Annotated in this window: 12 protein-coding genes; 2 read left to right on the top strand and 10 right to left on the bottom strand. The window is 45.2% G+C overall.

The window, feature by feature from the left end:
• The first annotated feature begins 137 nt into the window (after positions 1–137).
• Positions 138–1,721, top strand: a complete 1,584-nt coding sequence (locus tag ACZ2XM_RS03440; RefSeq protein WP_490586997.1) for an FGGY-family carbohydrate kinase — start codon at positions 138–140, stop codon at positions 1,719–1,721.
• Between the two features lie 26 nt (positions 1,722–1,747).
• Here ACZ2XM_RS03440 and ACZ2XM_RS03435 read toward each other — a convergent pair whose 3' ends face one another.
• The 5 genes from ACZ2XM_RS03435 to ACZ2XM_RS03415 all read right to left on the bottom strand — a co-directional run bounded on the left by ACZ2XM_RS03435 (position 1,748) and on the right by ACZ2XM_RS03415 (position 8,502).
• Positions 1,748–2,899 carry a MalY/PatB family protein gene (locus ACZ2XM_RS03435; RefSeq protein WP_490586996.1) on the bottom strand — a complete coding sequence of 384 codons (1,152 nt, stop codon included), beginning with the start codon at positions 2,897–2,899 and terminating at the stop codon, positions 1,748–1,750.
• A gap of 109 nt (positions 2,900–3,008) precedes the next feature.
• Positions 3,009–4,358, bottom strand: coding sequence for an McrC family protein (locus tag ACZ2XM_RS03430; RefSeq protein ID WP_490586995.1), 1,350 nt, complete (start codon positions 4,356–4,358; stop codon positions 3,009–3,011).
• Positions 4,339–6,471 carry an McrB family protein gene (locus ACZ2XM_RS03425; RefSeq protein WP_490586994.1) on the bottom strand — a complete coding sequence of 711 codons (2,133 nt, stop codon included), beginning with the start codon at positions 6,469–6,471 and terminating at the stop codon, positions 4,339–4,341. Before ACZ2XM_RS03425 ends, ACZ2XM_RS03430 begins: the two co-directional genes overlap by 20 nt.
• Before the next feature lie 199 nt (positions 6,472–6,670).
• On the bottom strand, positions 6,671–7,618 hold the full coding sequence (locus ACZ2XM_RS03420; protein WP_490586993.1) for an AEC family transporter: 948 nt from the start codon (positions 7,616–7,618) through the stop codon (positions 6,671–6,673).
• A gap of 80 nt (positions 7,619–7,698) precedes the next feature.
• The gene (locus ACZ2XM_RS03415) at positions 7,699–8,502 is read right to left on the bottom strand and encodes a crotonase/enoyl-CoA hydratase family protein (RefSeq protein ID WP_490586992.1); all 804 of its coding nucleotides are present in this window, start codon (positions 8,500–8,502) and stop codon (positions 7,699–7,701) included.
• 235 nt (positions 8,503–8,737) lie between these two features.
• Here ACZ2XM_RS03415 and rlmF point away from each other — a divergent pair, with 235 nt between their 5' ends.
• On the top strand, positions 8,738–9,904 hold the full coding sequence (gene rlmF / locus ACZ2XM_RS03410; protein ID WP_490586991.1) for a 23S rRNA (adenine(1618)-N(6))-methyltransferase RlmF: 1,167 nt from the start codon (positions 8,738–8,740) through the stop codon (positions 9,902–9,904).
• 149 nt (positions 9,905–10,053) lie between these two features.
• Here rlmF and ACZ2XM_RS03405 read toward each other — a convergent pair whose 3' ends face one another.
• From ACZ2XM_RS03405 to dnaA, 5 genes are all read right to left on the bottom strand, one after another.
• Complete coding sequence (locus tag ACZ2XM_RS03405) at positions 10,054–10,641, bottom strand: manganese efflux pump MntP (RefSeq protein ID WP_490587436.1); 588 nt, start codon at positions 10,639–10,641, stop codon at positions 10,054–10,056.
• A gap of 121 nt (positions 10,642–10,762) precedes the next feature.
• Complete coding sequence (gene gyrB, locus ACZ2XM_RS03400) at positions 10,763–13,345, bottom strand: DNA topoisomerase (ATP-hydrolyzing) subunit B (RefSeq protein WP_490586990.1); 2,583 nt, start codon at positions 13,343–13,345, stop codon at positions 10,763–10,765.
• Positions 13,346–13,906: 561 nt separating this feature from the next.
• Entirely contained in the window at positions 13,907–15,199 is a 1,293-nt protein-coding gene (recF, locus tag ACZ2XM_RS03395) for a DNA replication/repair protein RecF (RefSeq protein ID WP_490586989.1), read from the bottom strand.
• A 206-nt stretch (positions 15,200–15,405) separates the two neighbouring features.
• Positions 15,406–16,581, bottom strand: a complete 1,176-nt coding sequence (gene dnaN / locus ACZ2XM_RS03390) for a DNA polymerase III subunit beta (protein WP_490586988.1) — start codon at positions 16,579–16,581, stop codon at positions 15,406–15,408.
• Between the two features lie 412 nt (positions 16,582–16,993).
• Complete coding sequence (dnaA, locus tag ACZ2XM_RS03385; protein ID WP_490586987.1) at positions 16,994–18,469, bottom strand: chromosomal replication initiator protein DnaA; 1,476 nt, start codon at positions 18,467–18,469, stop codon at positions 16,994–16,996.
• Positions 18,470–19,032: the final 563 nt, after the last annotated feature.

Below are 19,032 nucleotides of genomic sequence, written 5' to 3'. Positions count from 1 at the left end.
CGCTAAAAGTGACGGTTAGATTTAAAAATACTGCCGGCTAAAACTTAGCCTCAACACTATGGTACAACTATAACGCTCAAAGGATTGAGTGCCTAACGGACTACTGGTTTACAGGATCAATAGGGTAAAGGACTGATATGACCACAACTACTATAACGAATAATAATGCAGAGCCTATTTATCTGTTGGCCATCGATAATGGCACCCAAAGCGTCAGAGCGCTAATCTTTGACCAATTTGGTACTGAGATTGCCAAAGCTCGCGTCCCTATCGAGCCCTACTTCTCTACGCAAGCCAGCTTTGCTGAGCAACATGCGGATTATTATTGGCAAAAATTAGCCGAAGCTTGCCAGCAATTATGGCAAACCTGCGACATTACCCCTGCGCAAATTGCCGGTGTCAGTCTAGCAACCCAACGCTATACCATGATTTGTTTGGATAAAAATAAGCAGCCGCTGCGTCCCGCTATTGTCTGGATGGACTTGCGTCAAGGCGAGCTAAATGATTTAGGGATGTTAGGGCCACTAGCGAAAGTGGCAGGTTTGGGCGAAGTGGTGCAAGAAGCCCAACGTAAATCACGCTGTAATTGGTTGGCCCATCACGAGCCTGAGATTTGGGGAAAAACGGCTCATTATATAAATTTATCGGTATATCTTACGCTAAAGCTTACCGATCAGTTGGTTGATTCCACAGGACATGTGCTGGGCTATTTGCCTTATGACTATAAAGCACAGGATTGGTTTAAACCTAATAATATCAAATGGCGTTTATTCAGTTGCCGCCTCGAGCAGATGCCAAAAATTATCCCACCAGGTCAACAACTCGGCAGTATTACGGCTCAGGCTGCTGCCGCTACGGGTATCCTTGAAGGCACGCCGATGATAGCCGCCGCTAGCGATAAGGCTTGCGAATCTTTGGGCGCAGCCGGTTTGGCAGACGACACCGCTTGTTTAAGCTTTGGCACCACCGCCACTATTAATACCACGTCAAAAGACTATATCGAAGTCCTCAAACACATGCCGTCTTATACCGCCGCCGCACCGCAATACTACAATCATGAGTATATGATTTATCGGGGCTTTTGGATGGTCAGTTGGTTTAAAGAGCAGTTTGCCCATTACGAAGAGCAGCTCGCCAAGACCCAAGGTATCGATACTGAAAAGCTGCTCGATCAAGCGGTTAAAGACATTCCGGCAGGTTGTATGGGACTAATGATGCAACCGTATTGGTCGCCGGGCGTGCGTCACCCTGGGCTTGAAGGTAAAGGCGCACTTATCGGGTTTGGCGATGTGCACACGCGGGCGCACGTCTACCGCGCTATCTTAGAGGGGCTCGCCTACGAGCTTAAGCTGGGCTTTGATAAGATTGAGAAACGCACTCGCAAACCCATCAAACACTTGCGCGTGTCTGGTGGTGGATCCCAAAGTGACTCGGCCATGCAGCTCACTGCCGATATCTTTGGCATGCCGGCTTACCGTCCGCATACTTTTGAAGCTGCTGGCTTAGGGGCGGCGATTAACTGCGCAGTCGGACTCGGCATCTATCCTGACCACCTAGCAGCTTCGCAAGCCATGACCCATTTGGGTGATGAGTTCTTGCCCATCCCTCCCAATGTCCAACTCTACAAACGCCTATATAATGAGGTTTATCTTAAAATGTATGACCGCTTGCAGCCCTTATATCAGAGTATTCAGGATATCACGGGTTATCCGGCGCTGTAGCTAACAAGCCAACTAGGCTGGTAGGGCTAAGCTTGCAACGCCAAACGCATACGGTTTAACCCTTCAAGCAGCACCGCTCTAGGAGACGCTACGTTTAAGCGCATTTTAAGATGCCCCTCCTCCCCATACTGACTGCCCGCGCTCAGCTCAACTTTAGCGGCGCGAAGTTGGTCATAAAGCGTTTGATCGTTCTGACCATACGCTGAGCAGTCGAGCCAAATTAGATACGAGGCCTCTGGTCGCATGACTTTAATATCGGGCAAATGCTGCGCTAAATAATCACACGCCAAGTCAATATTGGCCTCGATGTAAGTTAGCGCCTGCGCCAACCACTCCTCGCCATCCTCATAAGCGCTACGCATCACCTCATAAGCAAATAAATTTAAATCATGCTCGTCGCTTAAGCGCTGCTCATAGCCCATTTGTTGAATTAACATCTTATCTTTAGCGAAAATCATCGAGCCTTTAACGCCTGCCACATTAAAGGTCTTAGTCATGGAAGTGATGCTCGCTACCTTATGCTCATAGCCCGTTGCTAGGCGTAAAAAGGGCACAAACTCGTGACCGCTCAGGGTCAAATCTTGATGAATCTCATCGCTAACGATTGCCACATCATACTTTTTGCAGAGCTCTAGCAAGGCCTCCAGCTCAGCCACTGTCCAAACGCGTCCACCCGGATTATGCGGATTACAGAACAAAAAAAGCTTCACATCGTGCGCCACTATCTTGGCTTCAATATCCGCTAAATCCAGCTGATAGCGTCCTGCAACTTCTTTTAATGGCGAGAGAATAAGCTGTCGACCATTATCTCGAACCTTAGTCATAAAAGGCGCATAGATAGGATCATTGACCAGTACGGCGTCTCCTACTTCAGTAAAGACTCTGAGCATCAGCGCCAAACTGGGAACTACACCATGAGAAAACAGAATGTTCGCTTTATCCAGTGCCAGACCATAACGACTTTCATGCCAAGCAATAATCGCCTGATATAAAGCCGCAGTGGGTTTGGTATAGCCCAATACGCCATGCTGCACCACCCGTTCAATGGTATTAACGATAGGCTGTGCTGCCCTAAAGTCCATATCCGCCACCCAAAGCGCAATGGTATCATCGGTGTAGTGCCATTTCAGCGATCCGGTATTACGACGGTCGATTATTTCATCAAAGTTGTACAGCATAAAAGTGCTCTTAAAAGTTAGTTTTGTCTTATTGGTAATGGGAGGTTTTGGCGTGTTGTAGGAGGTCTCGTAGGGGGGCGTTAGTTTTTTCTGCGCTCGTGAAGAGCGTTTACATAGCCATATAATCTGCTGCACATCGGCTCTCAATCGCTTGAAGTAATCTATCTTCATTGGTCTCGATAGCTGTGACAAAGTTGGGGTAGTCTGTCACGCTCTGAGGAATGCCCAGCTTAAACTTAAAGATATGACCGCCATACCCATTCAATATACCCATATCCAGACTCAAACTCCCTGCAATTGAAGGAGCAATAAATCCTCCTATACTGGCCTTATAAAGGTAAAGATAAGAAATAATTTGGTTCAGGTCGTTCCTATCAATACTGTTATTGTGCATCCGTTTATACTTAGCATCTAGAATAACCCTTTCTCTATCTGCCTCACTATCTCTGACAAAGTCAGGATATCGTGAAATATTATTGCCCGTTATTTTTTTAGCAAATACTTTTATGCCACCCTTAGAGAGGTTATTCTGCGGATGTAAAAAGCCGATTTTTTTAAGCAAAGTATTGAGATACTCCTCCCACAACCATGCCCCATCGAATAATATACCGTGAGCCTTATTATCATTATCAGCATATTTAAGACCTTCATATCGAAGAATCTGCAGACAGATATTCTGTAAGTTGGCATATTCAAAAAAGTAAGGATGAGCGAAAGGCTTTAAATTATCGTTGATGACAGCATACCTATCTCGCGCGTGGTAAGAAGGAGTATGCTGCATGATAAGCGATACTGATTTTTGCGTATCACTATCTATTTGCAAGATATTTCTAACTGTCTCTTTTTGTCTTATAAACTCGATGGTGTGGCGTATAAGCTGAATGACACGATTATCATAGCTATGCTCACGCATGCTATAGGCAACATTGCCCCTGAAAGGCAAATTCCTTTTAATGTGACTATTGATATCAATGGTGCCTTTGATATTAGCGTTGTTATAGCTCTGTTTATGGTATTCCTTATACAGACCTTGCGAGAGCGCTTTTTTTAGAAAATAAGGAAAGAGATACAGCAAAAAATCAAATAAGGACGCTTTTTTTTGACTGTGTTTTAAGTCGAATAAGTTGATACAGAACACTTTTTGCAGCATATAATGTAGAAAGTAGTCCTCGTCCGTCGACTGAGCAAATCGTGACTGAATCTTGAGCTGAGTGTCGTTGATACCGATAAAGCCCATAATATTGTTAGTTAATAAGGCTTTGTCCGTTAATTCAAAGATACACTCATTCTCGATATCATCATTATGAACCTTGAAATTTTCAGGAAAAATCAATAGATTAGGGTTCTTTTCAACCAATGCTTTAATACTAGTGTTAGCAATGAGCGCTAGGTTAGCTTTACTTCGTTGCAGCTCTTCTGATGATAATACTAGCGTACTGTTATCCGTCGTTACTATCATCTAAAGCAGCCCTATCGTAAGCAGTTTTCATAATAGTGAGCTGTTGATCAGCGTTAGGATAGCCACGCACATATTCAAACAGTAACGACTGCAAATGGTGCTGCCAAAGCGCTTCAAAGTCGCCCTCATAATTGGTAAGCTTTAAAAAATAAGCTGGCCCAACATGATAGGCCGAATTTAAACCTTCAATAGATTCAATCGCTATATTAAGAGCTTGCAGGCGCTGAGTTGACTCGTCTATCCAAGGGTCGATAACACCATCCCACATGGAAAGCCTATCTGCCGCCTTAATCTCTTTCCAAGCAAAACGTCGCCTCATCGCAAAATCAAATGACTCTACGCTACGGTCAATATCGTTCATTGTGCCGATGATATAGACATTGTCAGGCACGTAAAAGCCACTTTTGAAGACGTCACCTTCCGTTTGCAAATTGGCATATTGAGTTTTTACTCTGCCTGTTTCGCCTCGATATCCTGGATCAATAGAATAAAATAACTCACCTAAAACTTTAGACACTTCGGCACGGTTAATTTCATCCAAAATGATAACGAATTTCTTATCCTGATTGGTTATTGAAGATAGATCCAAGCCATCATTGGCTCTAATATATTCGCAAATAGGAATTAGATAGGGTTTCCAGTCAACAACTTTACCCGTTTCAAAATAGGTTTGAATAACATTTTTGGTCACCGTCATTGGTGTTTGTTTTTCAGTGTCTGGTGTCGCTATAACGTTATCTTTAGAATTAGCCCTAACTTGAAAAGGTCTTTTATGGTGTGGGGTTACAAGTTCCAACCCAGTCTCTGATACCTCATCGATAAATCTTTGGTAAACCTCATCAAAATTACTAAGCTTTTGATTCTTCTGATACTTCACTGCTTCTTTACAGAACGCTTTAAATATACCGTCTCTCAGCTCAAAACCGACCATACCTTTGTCATTTTGCGTAGGTCTCAAGCCTTCGACAAAGTCTGTGTAGTCATATGAGGGATGAAACTGGACAAACTCCGACGCTGCATCAAACGCTTTCACTACCTCTTTAGCAAGATACGTCTTTCCGGTACCCGGTGCTCCTGTGAGAATGATATTCTTATTAGTCTCAAGCAGCTCACAAATCTCTTTCACCAATGGGTTTTGCACTATCATTTGAGATGTCTCTTCTTTAATAAAGCGAAGTTTGTTGGTGGTTTCAAACACCTTTTTATAGGCATTAAATAAGTCACCTTTTAAATCGTTTACTATGCTGTAGTAATCGATTAATGACAACTTATCATCAACTATCGAAACCCCTCGACCAAATAAGATATATTGACCGTCTCTCATATTTTTCAAAGTCGTTAAATCTACCTCAAACCCTCTATCTTTAAGGGTTTTGACTTCCTCACTATCCTGCAAGGATAAGAACGCATTTATAAATGGTTTAATCAGTTCAAGTGAGTTTTTTTCATTACTGTGCGGTACATATTGGGTGTTAAAACCAAGTCCGTATTCTATCTGATTATTTTTTAAGGATAGGTGATATTGAATCTCATTATGTCCGCCTTCGTTTATAGCCCAGTCTGCCTGATCGTCATTAACCTTAAACAGAATGCCAGTAGAAGTCGCTCGCTCTTTGTCAGATAACACCTTTCTCGTTTTTCTAAAGGTGTTAATAAACTCCCTTAAATCAATATTTATTAACTTAACTAAATCATTCAAGTTGGTAATATTAATAGCATTAGAAGCTATATAGTCTAGCTCCAACATGGCATCAACTAGTTCTTGACGTAGTTTCCATTCAAACAGACCGCCTGGCAATCGTCTGCCCGTCATAGTAATCGGCCACCAATTTGGTGCTCCATCTTCTTTTACAATCTTGAATCTATTTAGTTTTCCCTGAACTCTAGCACTGAATTGAGTGATAAGACCATTTAATGAAGAAGGGGATACATGGTATTTTTCAGATAGATACTTACAAGTTGCTTTATGGTCAGGCTCTAAGAAGAAAGCACTCAGCGCGAACTTATAGTTATTAGACATGAAGTCTTCATCTAGTAATATTTGCTTCCATTCATCCTTGCTCACTTGTGGTTCAGTGTCTAATCCACCCTCTCTAACTATGATATTTTCCATATATTCTGTTCCGGACAAAATTATTTTGAGCTATATTAACTATTTACTAGTGCAAAAAGCTATAAATACTCGCCATAGCCAGTGCCCCATCGCAACTCATAAATTAAACTGAGACAATAATGCCTGAATATCCAAAGATGGCACTTAGCTAATCTCTTTACCGATAGCAAGACACGCTCATATTCTTTACCCTTCCAACCTAAAAACCAACCGTCATTTTCCAGTAAATAAGCACCGCACTCATACTAAAAAACGAACCAATTGTAGAAATTATTACAATAGCCGACATACGATTTACCAAGCCATAGTGCTGACCGATAATGGCAATAGTAGAAAACACGGGCGCTGAGGCAAATAGCATAGCGACATATTTATCCTGCTCAGAGCCACCACCTATCAAGGTGATGGCCAGCAATACCAGTAGCGGATGCAGCATCAGCTTACCTAAGCCCACAGTAGTGATTTTTGGTAAATCGCCTTTTAGCTCTAGCCCATATAGGCTCATACCGATAACAAATAAGGCTAACGGGGCAGCAGCACCGGTGAGAATCTGTGTGGTTTGAGCGACGACTTGTGGTACAGGGATGCTGAATATGGAAAAAATCACACTGACCACGATGGCAATAATCAGCGGGTTACGGGTGAGGTTTTTGCCAATACCCAATAGCACGCTTGCTAGAGATTTATCGGAGGAAGCGGTCATCTCAGCCATGACAAACAGCATCGGCAGGATCAAAAGACTTTCTATGATAACGTTCATAGATAAATAAGCGGCAGCCTTGCTGGACCCAATCACCATAGAGATGACCGCGTAGCCAATAAAGGCGCTGTTAGAGAATGATAACGCCGCAGAGTTCAAAGCTGCGGAGACGTTATCTTGTCGCCAGATTACTTTGGTCAGCACGATACCGACTATAAAAGCCATGACTGACCCTAAAGCGTAGGTCATTAGATAATGCGGCAGTACAACCTCGTCAAAAGGGGTGCCAGCGATAGCGTTGAACATGAGCGCTGGCAACGCAATATTCAAAACTAGACTGCCCATACCTTTAGCATGCTTAGGATCAATGGCTTTAAAGCGTACACATAAGTAGCCAAGAGCGATGATAATAAAAATAGGGGCAGTAATATTAATGATATCTAACACAGTAATGATTGCCCTGTATGACAATGGGTATAGTCGCTCTATTTTAAAATAAATAGTGACTCAAAACCTAACGTATTGCTTTAACGCCCTTTAAACTCAGCAGCGCGCCGCTCAACCATAGCCATAACCCCTTCTTTAGCATCTTCAGAGTGAAACAACGGTGGCAAAAAGCTATGAATGTTTGCTATAGCCGCCGCTGCTGCTCCATTACGACTCGCATCTTGCGCCGAAGATAACAGCGCTTGCACCCCTAATGGTGCCGCTTGGCTAATCTCTTGCGCCAACTCTAAGGCTCGATTAAATTGCTCACCTTTTGCCACTACTTCACTCACCAGGTTTAACCTATCCGCAGTCGCAGCATCGAACGGCTTGCCCGTTAGGAGATAAGGCATGGCTTTTTGCCAGCCCGCAGCCGCTACAAACCTTACGGTTGCGCCACCGAACGGCATAATGCCACGCTGTACTTCCATTTGTGCAAAGTTACAGTCGTCACTGGCAATCACCACATCGCTGTTGAGCATCAACTCGATACCCGCAGTAAAGCAAGTCCCTTGTACGGCAACTACAATAGGCTTGCTACGTAGTTTACCACTGATACCCCATGGGTCGATTTGGTCATCAGCGAATTCAAACACATCTTTATCCAACTTGTCTTGCAACTCCATTAAGTCGAGACCAGCAGTGAAATGCTCGCCATGAGCAAAGATTACAGCACAGCGCAGCTCGCTATCATTGTCATAACGGGTCAATGCCTCAGACAATTGCGCAATCATATGGCTGTCAAAAGCATTGCGTTTATCCGCTCGATTGAGTCCGATAAGGCAAACATAACCTTGGGTATCATAAGTTAGTCGTGAGTAGTCAGTATTATTATCTATGCTCATAAGGGCATCCTTGTTATTGATTTATAGAGGGTGATTGCCTTTAACGGCTTTATCTTTATTCTTAATCGCGTAAATCATGTAATTTTTAACTCTCTTCAATATAGTAGCCCCCCTACCTAAGTGCAAGCTTATCCTATAAGGGTCGTTGAGCAGATAAGCACAACTCCCTACGCTTGAATGGGTCGAAATCTGCTACACTGCTAGCATTATTTCCCCTATTGAAAGATATCCGCTCATGACGACGACACCGCAAGATAAGCCAAAGCCCGCCTCTAGAACAGAGCATAAAAAACCTGCTGCAAAAAAAGCCTATAGCGATAAGCCAAATAGCTCAGGTGCTGCTGATAAACCAACGGGCAAACCCAACACGAAGCCTAGTAACCAGACTAGCAGAAAGCCACAATCGCGTGCTTATTCAGCGGAAGCCCATGCGGCCAAAGCCAAGCCTGCAGCGACGCCACCCGCCTCGACCTTGCACCCGCGCAATCCGCATCAAGGCCGCTATGACTTTGAAGTCTTAACCAAAGCTTTTCCAGAGTTGGCGAAATATACCATTACCAATCCTAATGGTGAGCCTACGGTCAATTTCTCAGATGCCAAATCAGTGATGACGCTAAACAAAGCGCTACTTGCGCATCATTATGGGGTCAAGCTTTGGGAGTTGCCTGAAGGCTATTTGTGTCCACCTATCCCTGGCCGTGCCGACTATATCCATCAAGTAGCCGATTTATTGAAAGATAATCCAGCCTTGAATAGCAATGACGTGCCGGCATCCGGTCAGCGTGTGCATGTTCTCGATATTGGTGTAGGCGCGAGCTGTATTTATCCTATTATTGGCTCACAAAGTTATGGCTGGCGCTTTACTGGGACCGATATTGATCCGGTCTCAGTTAATACGGCCAAGGCTATTTGCCAAGCCAACCCTAACCTTAAAAACCTAATTAAAATCAAACTCCAAGAAGACCCAAAATCCATCTTTGCCGGCATCATCGGTCCTGAAGATTACTTTGATTTGACGGTTTGCAATCCCCCTTTCCACGCCTCTCTTGACGAAGCCATGGAAGCCAATGCGCTGAAAGAAACCAAACTGGCGAAAAACCGGTTGCGCCGTGGTCAAGCGGTAGCCCCTGCTCCTAAAAACAACCTAAACTTTGGCGGCCAGCAGTCAGAGCTGTGGACCAAAGGTGGTGAAGTGGCTTTTATCACCAAGATGATTAAAGAGAGCAAAAAGTACGCCGGCCAAGTCGGTTGGTTTACCACCCTTATCTCCAAGTCTGAAAACTTAAAGCCATTGATTGAACAGGCGGAAAGAATAGGCGCGCGTAAAGTGACCGTTTTGAATATGAAACATGGGCAAAAGATGACCCGTATCCTAGCGTGGCGTTTTGCGCTCAAGCAGTAGTGATTTAACCTTATCGCGACCCTTGTTTAGCGAGTCGCCTAGCTAAGGTATATAACGCTGTGTATTGCCCATAAAAAAAGCCACCTACGTTCGCACAGGTGGCCTTTTTACATTTAAACAAACGCTTTATGACCCTTGTGCTTCCGTTGTTACAGCACCATCTTAATCCCGATAGCAATCAGCACAAGCCCACCCAATATCTCCGCTTTCTCCTCTAACCAAGTCCCCGACTGGCGACCTAGATAGACCCCAAAGAAGCCAAATCCAGCCGTCACCACGGCGATAATTAGACAGGCTAACCAGGCATTCACAGGGAGTAGATTTAGGGTAAAACCGGCGGCCATCGCATCAATACTGGTCGCAATCGCTAATGACAGCATGACTCGCTGACTGACTATCTCGCTAGGGCTAGAGTTATTTTCTTCAGCGGCATGGTCGATGAGCTCGTCGCGATCTTCCGATTTTAGCGCTTCATAGAGCATTTTTGCGCCTAAGCTTACTAGGATAATAGCGCCAATCCACGGCGCTGCTGAAGCCAGCCAACCGAGCATCACGGCTCCAAGCAGATAGCCAATTAACGGCATCACGCCCTGAGCAATACCAAAATATAACGCCGCTAATACGGCCAACCTCAAGGTATAGCGAGTCTGTGTAGCCCCTAGTTTCGCACCCAACCCTATCGATACCGCAAACGCATCCATCGCCAAAGCAATGGCTAAAAATATCACTTCTATCATGCAACTATCACTCATTCGCTATCTGTTTATAATGGCTATAAATAAGGTTTCACGTGAAACAAAAACACCATCTTAATTTATAAGACGGTGTTTTTAGGTGTCAATATTATTGAAACCACTGCTAGATATCGAGGTTAGATACAGTCAGTGCGTTCTCTTCGATAAAGGCACGACGCGGTTCGACATTATCCCCCATCAAACAAGTAAACAGATGGTCGGCGGCGATGGCATCTTCGATAGTGACGCGCAGCATACGGCGATGCTCCGGATCCATAGTCGTGTCCCATAGCTGATCCGCGTTCATCTCGCCCAAACCTTTGTAGCGCTGTACGGATAGACCACGGCGGGCATCCAACATCACTTGCTGCCATAAATGATCAAAGTCGCGTAATAGCGTGTCTTTGTCACCGCGGCGAATAAAGGCAGTCTCTTCTAACAGCGTATTCCAATTGGCAGACAGACGTAATAAGCGGCTGTACTCACCCGAGTTGATAAAGCTCGCATCAAGGAGATAATGCTGCGCGAGTTGATGCACATAGATGGTCACACGTGGTAACCACTGCGGTTTACTAGCTGGTACCTCGGCAGTAGTCACAGTCTCATTAGCTAAAGCGGCTTCCCCGTCTTCTATCACCAAGTCTTCTTGTGAGTCACCCTGCAATGCCGCTTCTTTCTCTGCACGCGCATGGATATTATCCAGCTCGATTTCTGGACGCAAGGTGCTGCCAAAACGCTCAAGTTGGGTTTGCAGCGTCTTGCTCCAAGCCTGCATAGCCTCGTAATCATACGTCATATCGGTAGTGAGCTTAGGCGTATAGGTTAGCGCATCAAGCAATACCGCAGGATAACGAATCTGCAAACGGGCTTTAACCAATTGCGTCTGGTTATAATCGTTTAATAACCCTTCTAACGCTTGACCGGTAATCGCTGGGGCGTCTTCATTAATATGCAGCTTAGTATCATCAATCGTTGACGATAATAGATAGGCTTTTAAAGCTTCATCATCTTTAAGATACAGCTCTTGACGGCCTTTTTTCACCTTGTATAGCGGTGGCTGAGCGATATAAATATAACCGCGCTCAATCAGCTCAGGGGTTTGACGGAAGAAAAACGTCAATAGTAGCGTACGAATGTGTGAGCCATCGACGTCGGCATCGGTCATGATGATGATTTTATGATAGCGAACTTTATCGGGGTTGTACTCATCTGGGCCAATACCACAGCCTAGCGCGGTGATCAGCGTGCCCACTTCGACCGAAGACAACATCTTGTCAAAGCGTGCGCGCTCAACGTTTAGGATTTTACCTTTTAGCGGTAGGATAGCTTGGGTCTTACGGCTACGACCTTGCTTTGCTGAACCACCTGCAGAGTCACCCTCCACAATATAAAGTTCTGATAAAGCGGGGTCTTTTTCTTGGCAATCCGCCAACTTGCCTGGCAGGCCAGCGATATCTAAAGTGGTCTTACGACGGGTCATTTCACGGGCTTTACGAGCGGCATCACGGGCACGCGCGGCATCGATAATTTTACCGGCGATAGATTTCGCTGAGCTTGGGTTCTCTAGCAGATAATCGTTAAATTTATCGTGCATGGCCGACTCAACAGCCGGTTTTACTTCGCTAGAGACCAGCTTATCTTTGGTCTGACTGGAGAATTTTGGATCCGGTACTTTGACCGAGACAATAGCGGTCAGGCCTTCACGCGCGTCATCACCGGTAGTGTTGACCTTCTCTTTTTTCATCAGCTTTTCAGCGTCCATATAGCTGTTTAAGCAGCGGGTTAGTGCTGAGCGAAAGCCTGATAAATGCGCGCCCCCGTCTTTTTGCGGGATGTTATTGGTAAAGCACAATACTTTTTCGTTATAAGTGTCGGTCCACTGCAAAGCGGCCTCGACCGTAATGCCGTCATCTTGCTCACTGACGAAGTGAAAGACTTCGTTTAACGAGTCTTTGCCGGCATTGATATAAGCGACAAATTCAGACAGCCCGCCTTTATGCTCAAACTCATGGCGCTTATCAATACGCTCATCGGTCAAGACAATACGCACCCCTGAGTTCAAAAATGACAGTTCACGTAAGCGTTTGGCTAGGATGTCATAATCAAAGATGGTGCCGGTAAAGATATCGGTGCTGGGGTAAAAGCGAATTTGGGTACCGGTCTTTTCGGTGGCCTCTAACTGCTGCACATCGCTGTCTGGCACCCCATCGGTATAGCGCTGTTGATAGTGATAGCCTTCACGCCAGATGTTCATCTCGAGCTTTTTAGACAGTGCGTTTACTACCGATACCCCAACGCCGTGCAAGCCGCCTGAGACTTTATAGCTGTTGTCATCAAACTTACCGCCAGCATGCAGGACGGTCATGATCACCTGAGCGGCAGAGACACCTTCCTCAGGGTGGATATCGACCGGGATACCACGGCCGTTATCCATGACACTGACCGACTCATCTTCGTGGATGATAATATCGATTTGGTCACAGTGACCGGCCAAGGCTTCATCAATGGAGTTATCCACGACTTCAAAGACCATGTGGTGCAGGCCAGTCCCGTCATCGGTGTCGCCGATATACATACCAGGACGTACGCGAACGGCTTCTAGACCACGCAATACTCGGATGTTTTTGGAGCTGTAGCCTTCAGGCAGCTGCTCAAGCTCAGTTTCGGACAAAATTTCGGCATCAATTGGGGACTGTTGCTCACTCATGAGATTTCCTTTATTAAGGAGGATGTCAGCAGACATCTATATTTTGATATCGATGTTTCAATGCGGCCGCCAAGTTAACGATAACTTGCGACTCTACCTAACATTGAGGGGCGTTAATGAGCGCCATTAAAATCAGCGCCGCAGCCACGTGACTGGCACTGCCGTTCAATTTAGTTGGCGTCAGTTGCCATCATTAGCTTAACTATCATTCCAGCTATTACGCTAAGAATTTTCTCTCAATTTGGCAGGGTAATTTCACCGCAAAAAACATAAATTTTTGATACCGGATTATAGCATTTTTTCGCCTGCAAGTCATGTTTATCCTCGTTTTTCCAGAGGCTTAGTAACTTGATAGTATTAAGACGATTATCGTGAATTTTAGTCTCATCGAGCACAGAGTGATTAGCAGAGATTTATAGCACAGCTCAGAGAGTCAGCGCTATTATTGGATAGGATGTTTAGGTCAGTGTTTCGAATTATGGAGAGACAGGGCTTAGGGAGTGTGGAGTAAATACAGTAACCGTTGAGAGCCCTTGAAAAAGGAAGCCCTTTAAATACGGCTTAGTCTTGTCTAGTTATGACCCCTTGTTTCACGTGAAACAGTTTAAAGTCCGGCCAATGTTGTTGCAGCATCGGTAAAATATCTTCGGTTAGACTGGTGATAAAGACTTGGCATTTTAAGGCAGCCAGCGTCGATAACAAGACTTGAATAGCAGCGTCATCAAGCTCAGCGGTGACATCATCGAGCAAAACGATCGGGGTAAAACCGGTGATATCCACCGTACTATCAGCGGGCACATTATCGCTTAGCGCCGTATGCTCGGTCAGCAGCCCACTATCAGCCAACGGTCTACCATCCGCTAGCAATAGCGGCAATTGTGATAGTTTTAGCGCTGTAATCAGCAGCTTTTTTTCACCGCGGGAGAGCACGTTGGCGGCCTGCTCTTTTAAGGCGGCAGGGGCTTTAGCAGCACTAGCATTGCTGGTAGTCTCATTGGCCATTGTCCCATTCACCACCCCGTTAGTCACAGTGTCAGCAGCGCTGGCATCATTTGAGCCTTGTGAGCGCCAATGCACCTGAATATCGGCACGATGGCTACCAATGCGGGTAAAGCCCTGCTGCAAGTCTTGTACTAAGCGCTCGGCTAATTGCTCATCTAACGCGGTGTCAGCATCATAGCCGGCGCTATAGCTTAGCGAAATTTTACCGGCATAGCGCGGCAATAAAGCAGCGACACAACGCTCAAAGTAAGGCTGCCAAGCGTTAAAGACTTGCTGGCGATAATAATGGATAAGGGCGGCGTGGTTGGCGATCCCCTTATCCCAAGCGCTCAGCTCTTGATGCTGATTGCTGGATAAATGCCGACTTTGTTTTAGCAGTTTATTGCGCTGTTTCAGCAGTCTTTGATAGGCTAACCACTGCGCATGGAAACCCGGTTTCATGTGAAACGCCAACCAGTCTAACAATTGCCGCCGACTGGCACTGCCCTGCTCGAGCATATCCATAGACGAAGGATCAATCAATAGCGTAGGCAGCTGTTGGGTCAGCGGGCTTTGCGTATACACGGTGTTTTGATTGAGTCGCAGCAGGGTGGTGGCATCGAGCTGTTTTTGAATCGCTAGGGTGGTGGCATCGGTGAGGGCAGCATGGACGGTGACCGCGGCTTGATGATGCTGGATATAGCGCTTGGGTTGATGGTGGCGAAAGCTTTTGCCGCGTGATAATAAAAACACCGCTTCCAGCAAAGAGGTTTTGCCACTGCCATTGGCGCCAATGAAGACATTGCAGCCCGCCACCTTTAGGTCGGCACGAGTGATATTGCGCAGATGCGTCACTTGCAGGCGGTCAATCATAGCAGCTCTCCATCCTACGGTTGTATATGGGTTTATAACTTGGTATGACGCTTGATAACGTTCAATGAGCTTTATAACATTTTATAAAAAGGACGCCCCTATAACCGAGGATGCGGCTGTAGGAGCGTTATTTTATTTATCGGTGCCAGCAGACAGACATGTACCCCTGGCGCGAGGCTTGAAAGCGTTGCGGCAGAGTTTATTGACTAGATACGCATCGGCATAATGACGTATTGATGCAGCTCATCGCCCAATTGGTTGACCAGTACTGAGGCATTGGCTTGGCTCATATGCAATTGTACGTCACCCTGCACCACATCGAGCACGTCTTGCAGATAGGCTGCGTTAAATGACAACTCAATGGGCTCGCCGTTATATTTCACTTGTAAGTTTTCTACCGCTTCATCTTGCTCGGCATTATTAGCGCGTATTTCTACGTTGCCATCTGCCGCAAAGCTAAACACCACACTGCGCGACTTTTCGTTACTCAAGATTGAAACCCGGCGCAGCACTTCGGTCATTTTTTCTCGGTTAACCAATGCCAACTTATCGCTGCTGTTGGGAATAACGCGGCGATAATCAGGGAACTTGCCATCGATCAAGCGGGCGGTAAAGGTAATCACCAAGCTGTCACTAATTTGTCCGGTACTATCGACATCACCAAAGGGCATACTGACTTGCAAAAACTCACGACCAAAGCTTAGCGTCAGCATATTGTCTTGTTCCGACAGCATTTTAGCCAGCTCTGTAGACAGGCGCTCTAACTCGATGACCGCCTTGCGGGGTAAAATCGCTTGCATACTCACTTCGTCACCGACGTTGACAGCAGCTCTAGCTAACGCCAAACGGTGACCATCGGTAGCGACGGTGGTTAATTGGCGCTGACCCACTTCAAATAACATCCCAGTCAGATAATAGCGTACATCTTGAATGGCCATAGCAAACAAGGTCTTATGCATTAAATCTGAGAGCTTATGACGACTTAAAGTCAGCGGGGTAATATGCTCAGGCGTGCCTAGCGTGGGATAGTCTTGCGCAGGCAGCGTGCCCAAAGTAAAGCGACTCTTGCCACTGGTGAGTAGACAGCGGCCGTTGTCCTGCGCCGCCAATTGAATCACGGACTGGGCAGGCAATAACTTACAGATATCTTTTAGTTTCATCGCTGGTAGCGTGGTGCTGCCTGGCTCAATACACGCCCCAGCAGGTAGCTTCAACGTGGCCATCAACTCTACTTCTAAATCTGAAGCCGTTAATACCAATAACTCTTGGCTCACTTCAAGACGAATATTACCCAGTATCACCATGTTATGACGCTTATCAGCGGCTTTGGCAATCAGGTTAATGGCCTTTAGTAATAACTCACGATTAATCGTTAGCTGCATAGTAAATACTCTTGTCTCAAGTGTTTTAAAGGATCGCTTTGGATTTATAGCATTGCATGTAATAGTTTTAGCAAGTTATGCTCAGTCGCTAGCCTACTTAAATTGGTGGATTCAGACCAATACTAGGCTTAATTCCTTACCGTTTTATTATTCTGGTTGCGTATTTAGCCTAACACCACAGCAGTGTCATTATAAAATATAAAAGGATGAAAAGTTACCCACAACCTTATCCAGTATAAACCATATCGATAATAGATAACATACAGGCTGCAAAGCCTATGGTTGCAAGGTTTATAGCTCAATAAGGCAGGAGGCCATCAAAGTTATCCACAACCCACTTTTACTTATCCCCAAGGGCAAGAGCTATTTAAGCCATAAGCTGCCAAAACTGACACCGAAAGCACCGCTAAATCTAACCTGCCTGTAGCATCATTGACAGCGATTTATAGTCTTTATCCAACACAGGGTCTTCCGCTCTTAGTTGGGCAATCTTATCGCAAGCATGCATTACTGTCGTATGATCGCGACCCCCAAACGACTGGCCGATATCGGGAAAGCTATCGCCGGTCAACTCACGAGCGAGCGACATGGCGATTTGGCGTGGCCTAGCAATACTGCGGGTGCGCTTTTTGCCCATCAAATCTTTGACCGACACATCATAGAATTCAGCGACCACCTTGCGGATGTTATCCATATTGACCGCTTGCACGCGCATGGCCACGATATCTTTTAACGCGTATTGCACCATCTCCAGTGTGATAGGCGCGCCCGTCAAGTTGGCATTGGCGACCACTTGATTTAACGCCCCTTCCAACCGACGCACGTTTGAGACGACATTTTGCGCGATGAATAACGCACACTCTTTGGGCAGATCAATCCCCATCAACATCGCTTTCTTTTGTAAGATTTGCATGCGGGTATCGATTTCTGGTGGCTCAATGGGCACAGACAGGCCCCAAGAGAAACGCGAGCGAAACCGTTCATCAAACTCAGTTAATTGTGACGGATGGCGATCAGACGCCAAAATGATTTGTTTATCACCGGTAGTAAAATCTGCAAATAAAGATAAAAACTCATTACTGCTTTTTACTTTACCGGCCAATACATGGATATCATCAACAATTAATAAATCTACTTTTTTAATTTTTTTCTTAAATTCTTCTATTTTATTATTTCTTAAAGAATAAACTAATTGATTAATAAATTTTTCAGAAGTGAAATAATAAAAACTTCTATTTTGCTTTAAATATCTATGCGCCACAGAATGCATTAAATGAGTTTTACCCAAACCCGATGGACCATAAATGAATAACGGGTTATGACGGTTTTGTGATTGGCGTTTGGTTAATTCGTAACAGGCTTTATAAGCCAGGTTATTGGTCTTACCGGTGACGAAAGTATCAAAGGTAAAGTCGGAGTTCAGATAACTGAGCGACTTGGCATCTGCGGATGAAATCTGACCACTGGCGGTTGGGTCTAGCCCCGCTGCCGGCATAGCACTCGTGGGCGAAGGGGCACTGCCATAACTACTGGCAGGCGCATTGATTTGCCTCTCATTGCCTGAGGTATTATTAACGCTTTCAGTACCCTTAGTAAACGGAGTGTCCGCTTGCGACTCTGGCTCTGCACTGGCTGAACTGGTGTTATCTACCCGCACGACCACTTGCTTGATTTGCTCAGCGCTGTGCTTGAGGACCAACTGCTCAATAGCTTGCAAATGGTTCTTCTGTACATAATCAACGAAATAATTATTCGGCGCGCGGATGATAAATATTTCACCATCTACTTGCGCAGATAAGGGCCTTAACCACATCGTGAATACGGTGGGCTTGACTTGATATTTTAGATCATCAAGACACTTGTCCCATAGCAGCGCTGCTTCAATCATGCCACTCACTCTACCCTATAATTTTATTGGTTAATTAATTTAAATACGCTGACACGCTAGTGCGTTTTAGCAAGCTTTTAGGCGGTCAGACTAGTGCTTATCTACCGTAGGACTAGGCCAGTAAAATGGTCTTACTACTCAGTAAAGCCCCTACCCTGTTAGTCCACTTTGCTGTGCACAAATGACAGCGCATAGCGACGCCTAAGGGTTACCGCGAAGGTTTATTGGCGGTCCTAAATTTGCACACTGCTAGGAGAGGGGGCAATGTAACACATTTCGACTGTGGATAAAAACCTTATTTTTTGTGGATAAGTTTGTGGATAACTTTGGGGATAACTTTTAAACCCGACTTATCCCTATATTACCCACAGGCTATCCACAGAGTTATCCATAGCGTAAATCGATGTAAAATATAGGTAATATTGACTTATCCCCAGATTATTAACTCCCTAACAATAACAAGAAATACTATTAATTAGTTATTATAGAGTCAGCTCTCTTCTGTGGATAACTTTAGAAATTTAACCAATACAGCTTCGGTTAATTTAAGGTTTTTTACCTGT

The sequence above is a fragment of the Psychrobacter sp. CoH-33_TS_01 genome (assembly GCF_058189395.1).
The sequence above is the reverse complement of the archived record's forward strand: the minus strand, read 5'-3'. Positions and strand labels throughout refer to the sequence as shown.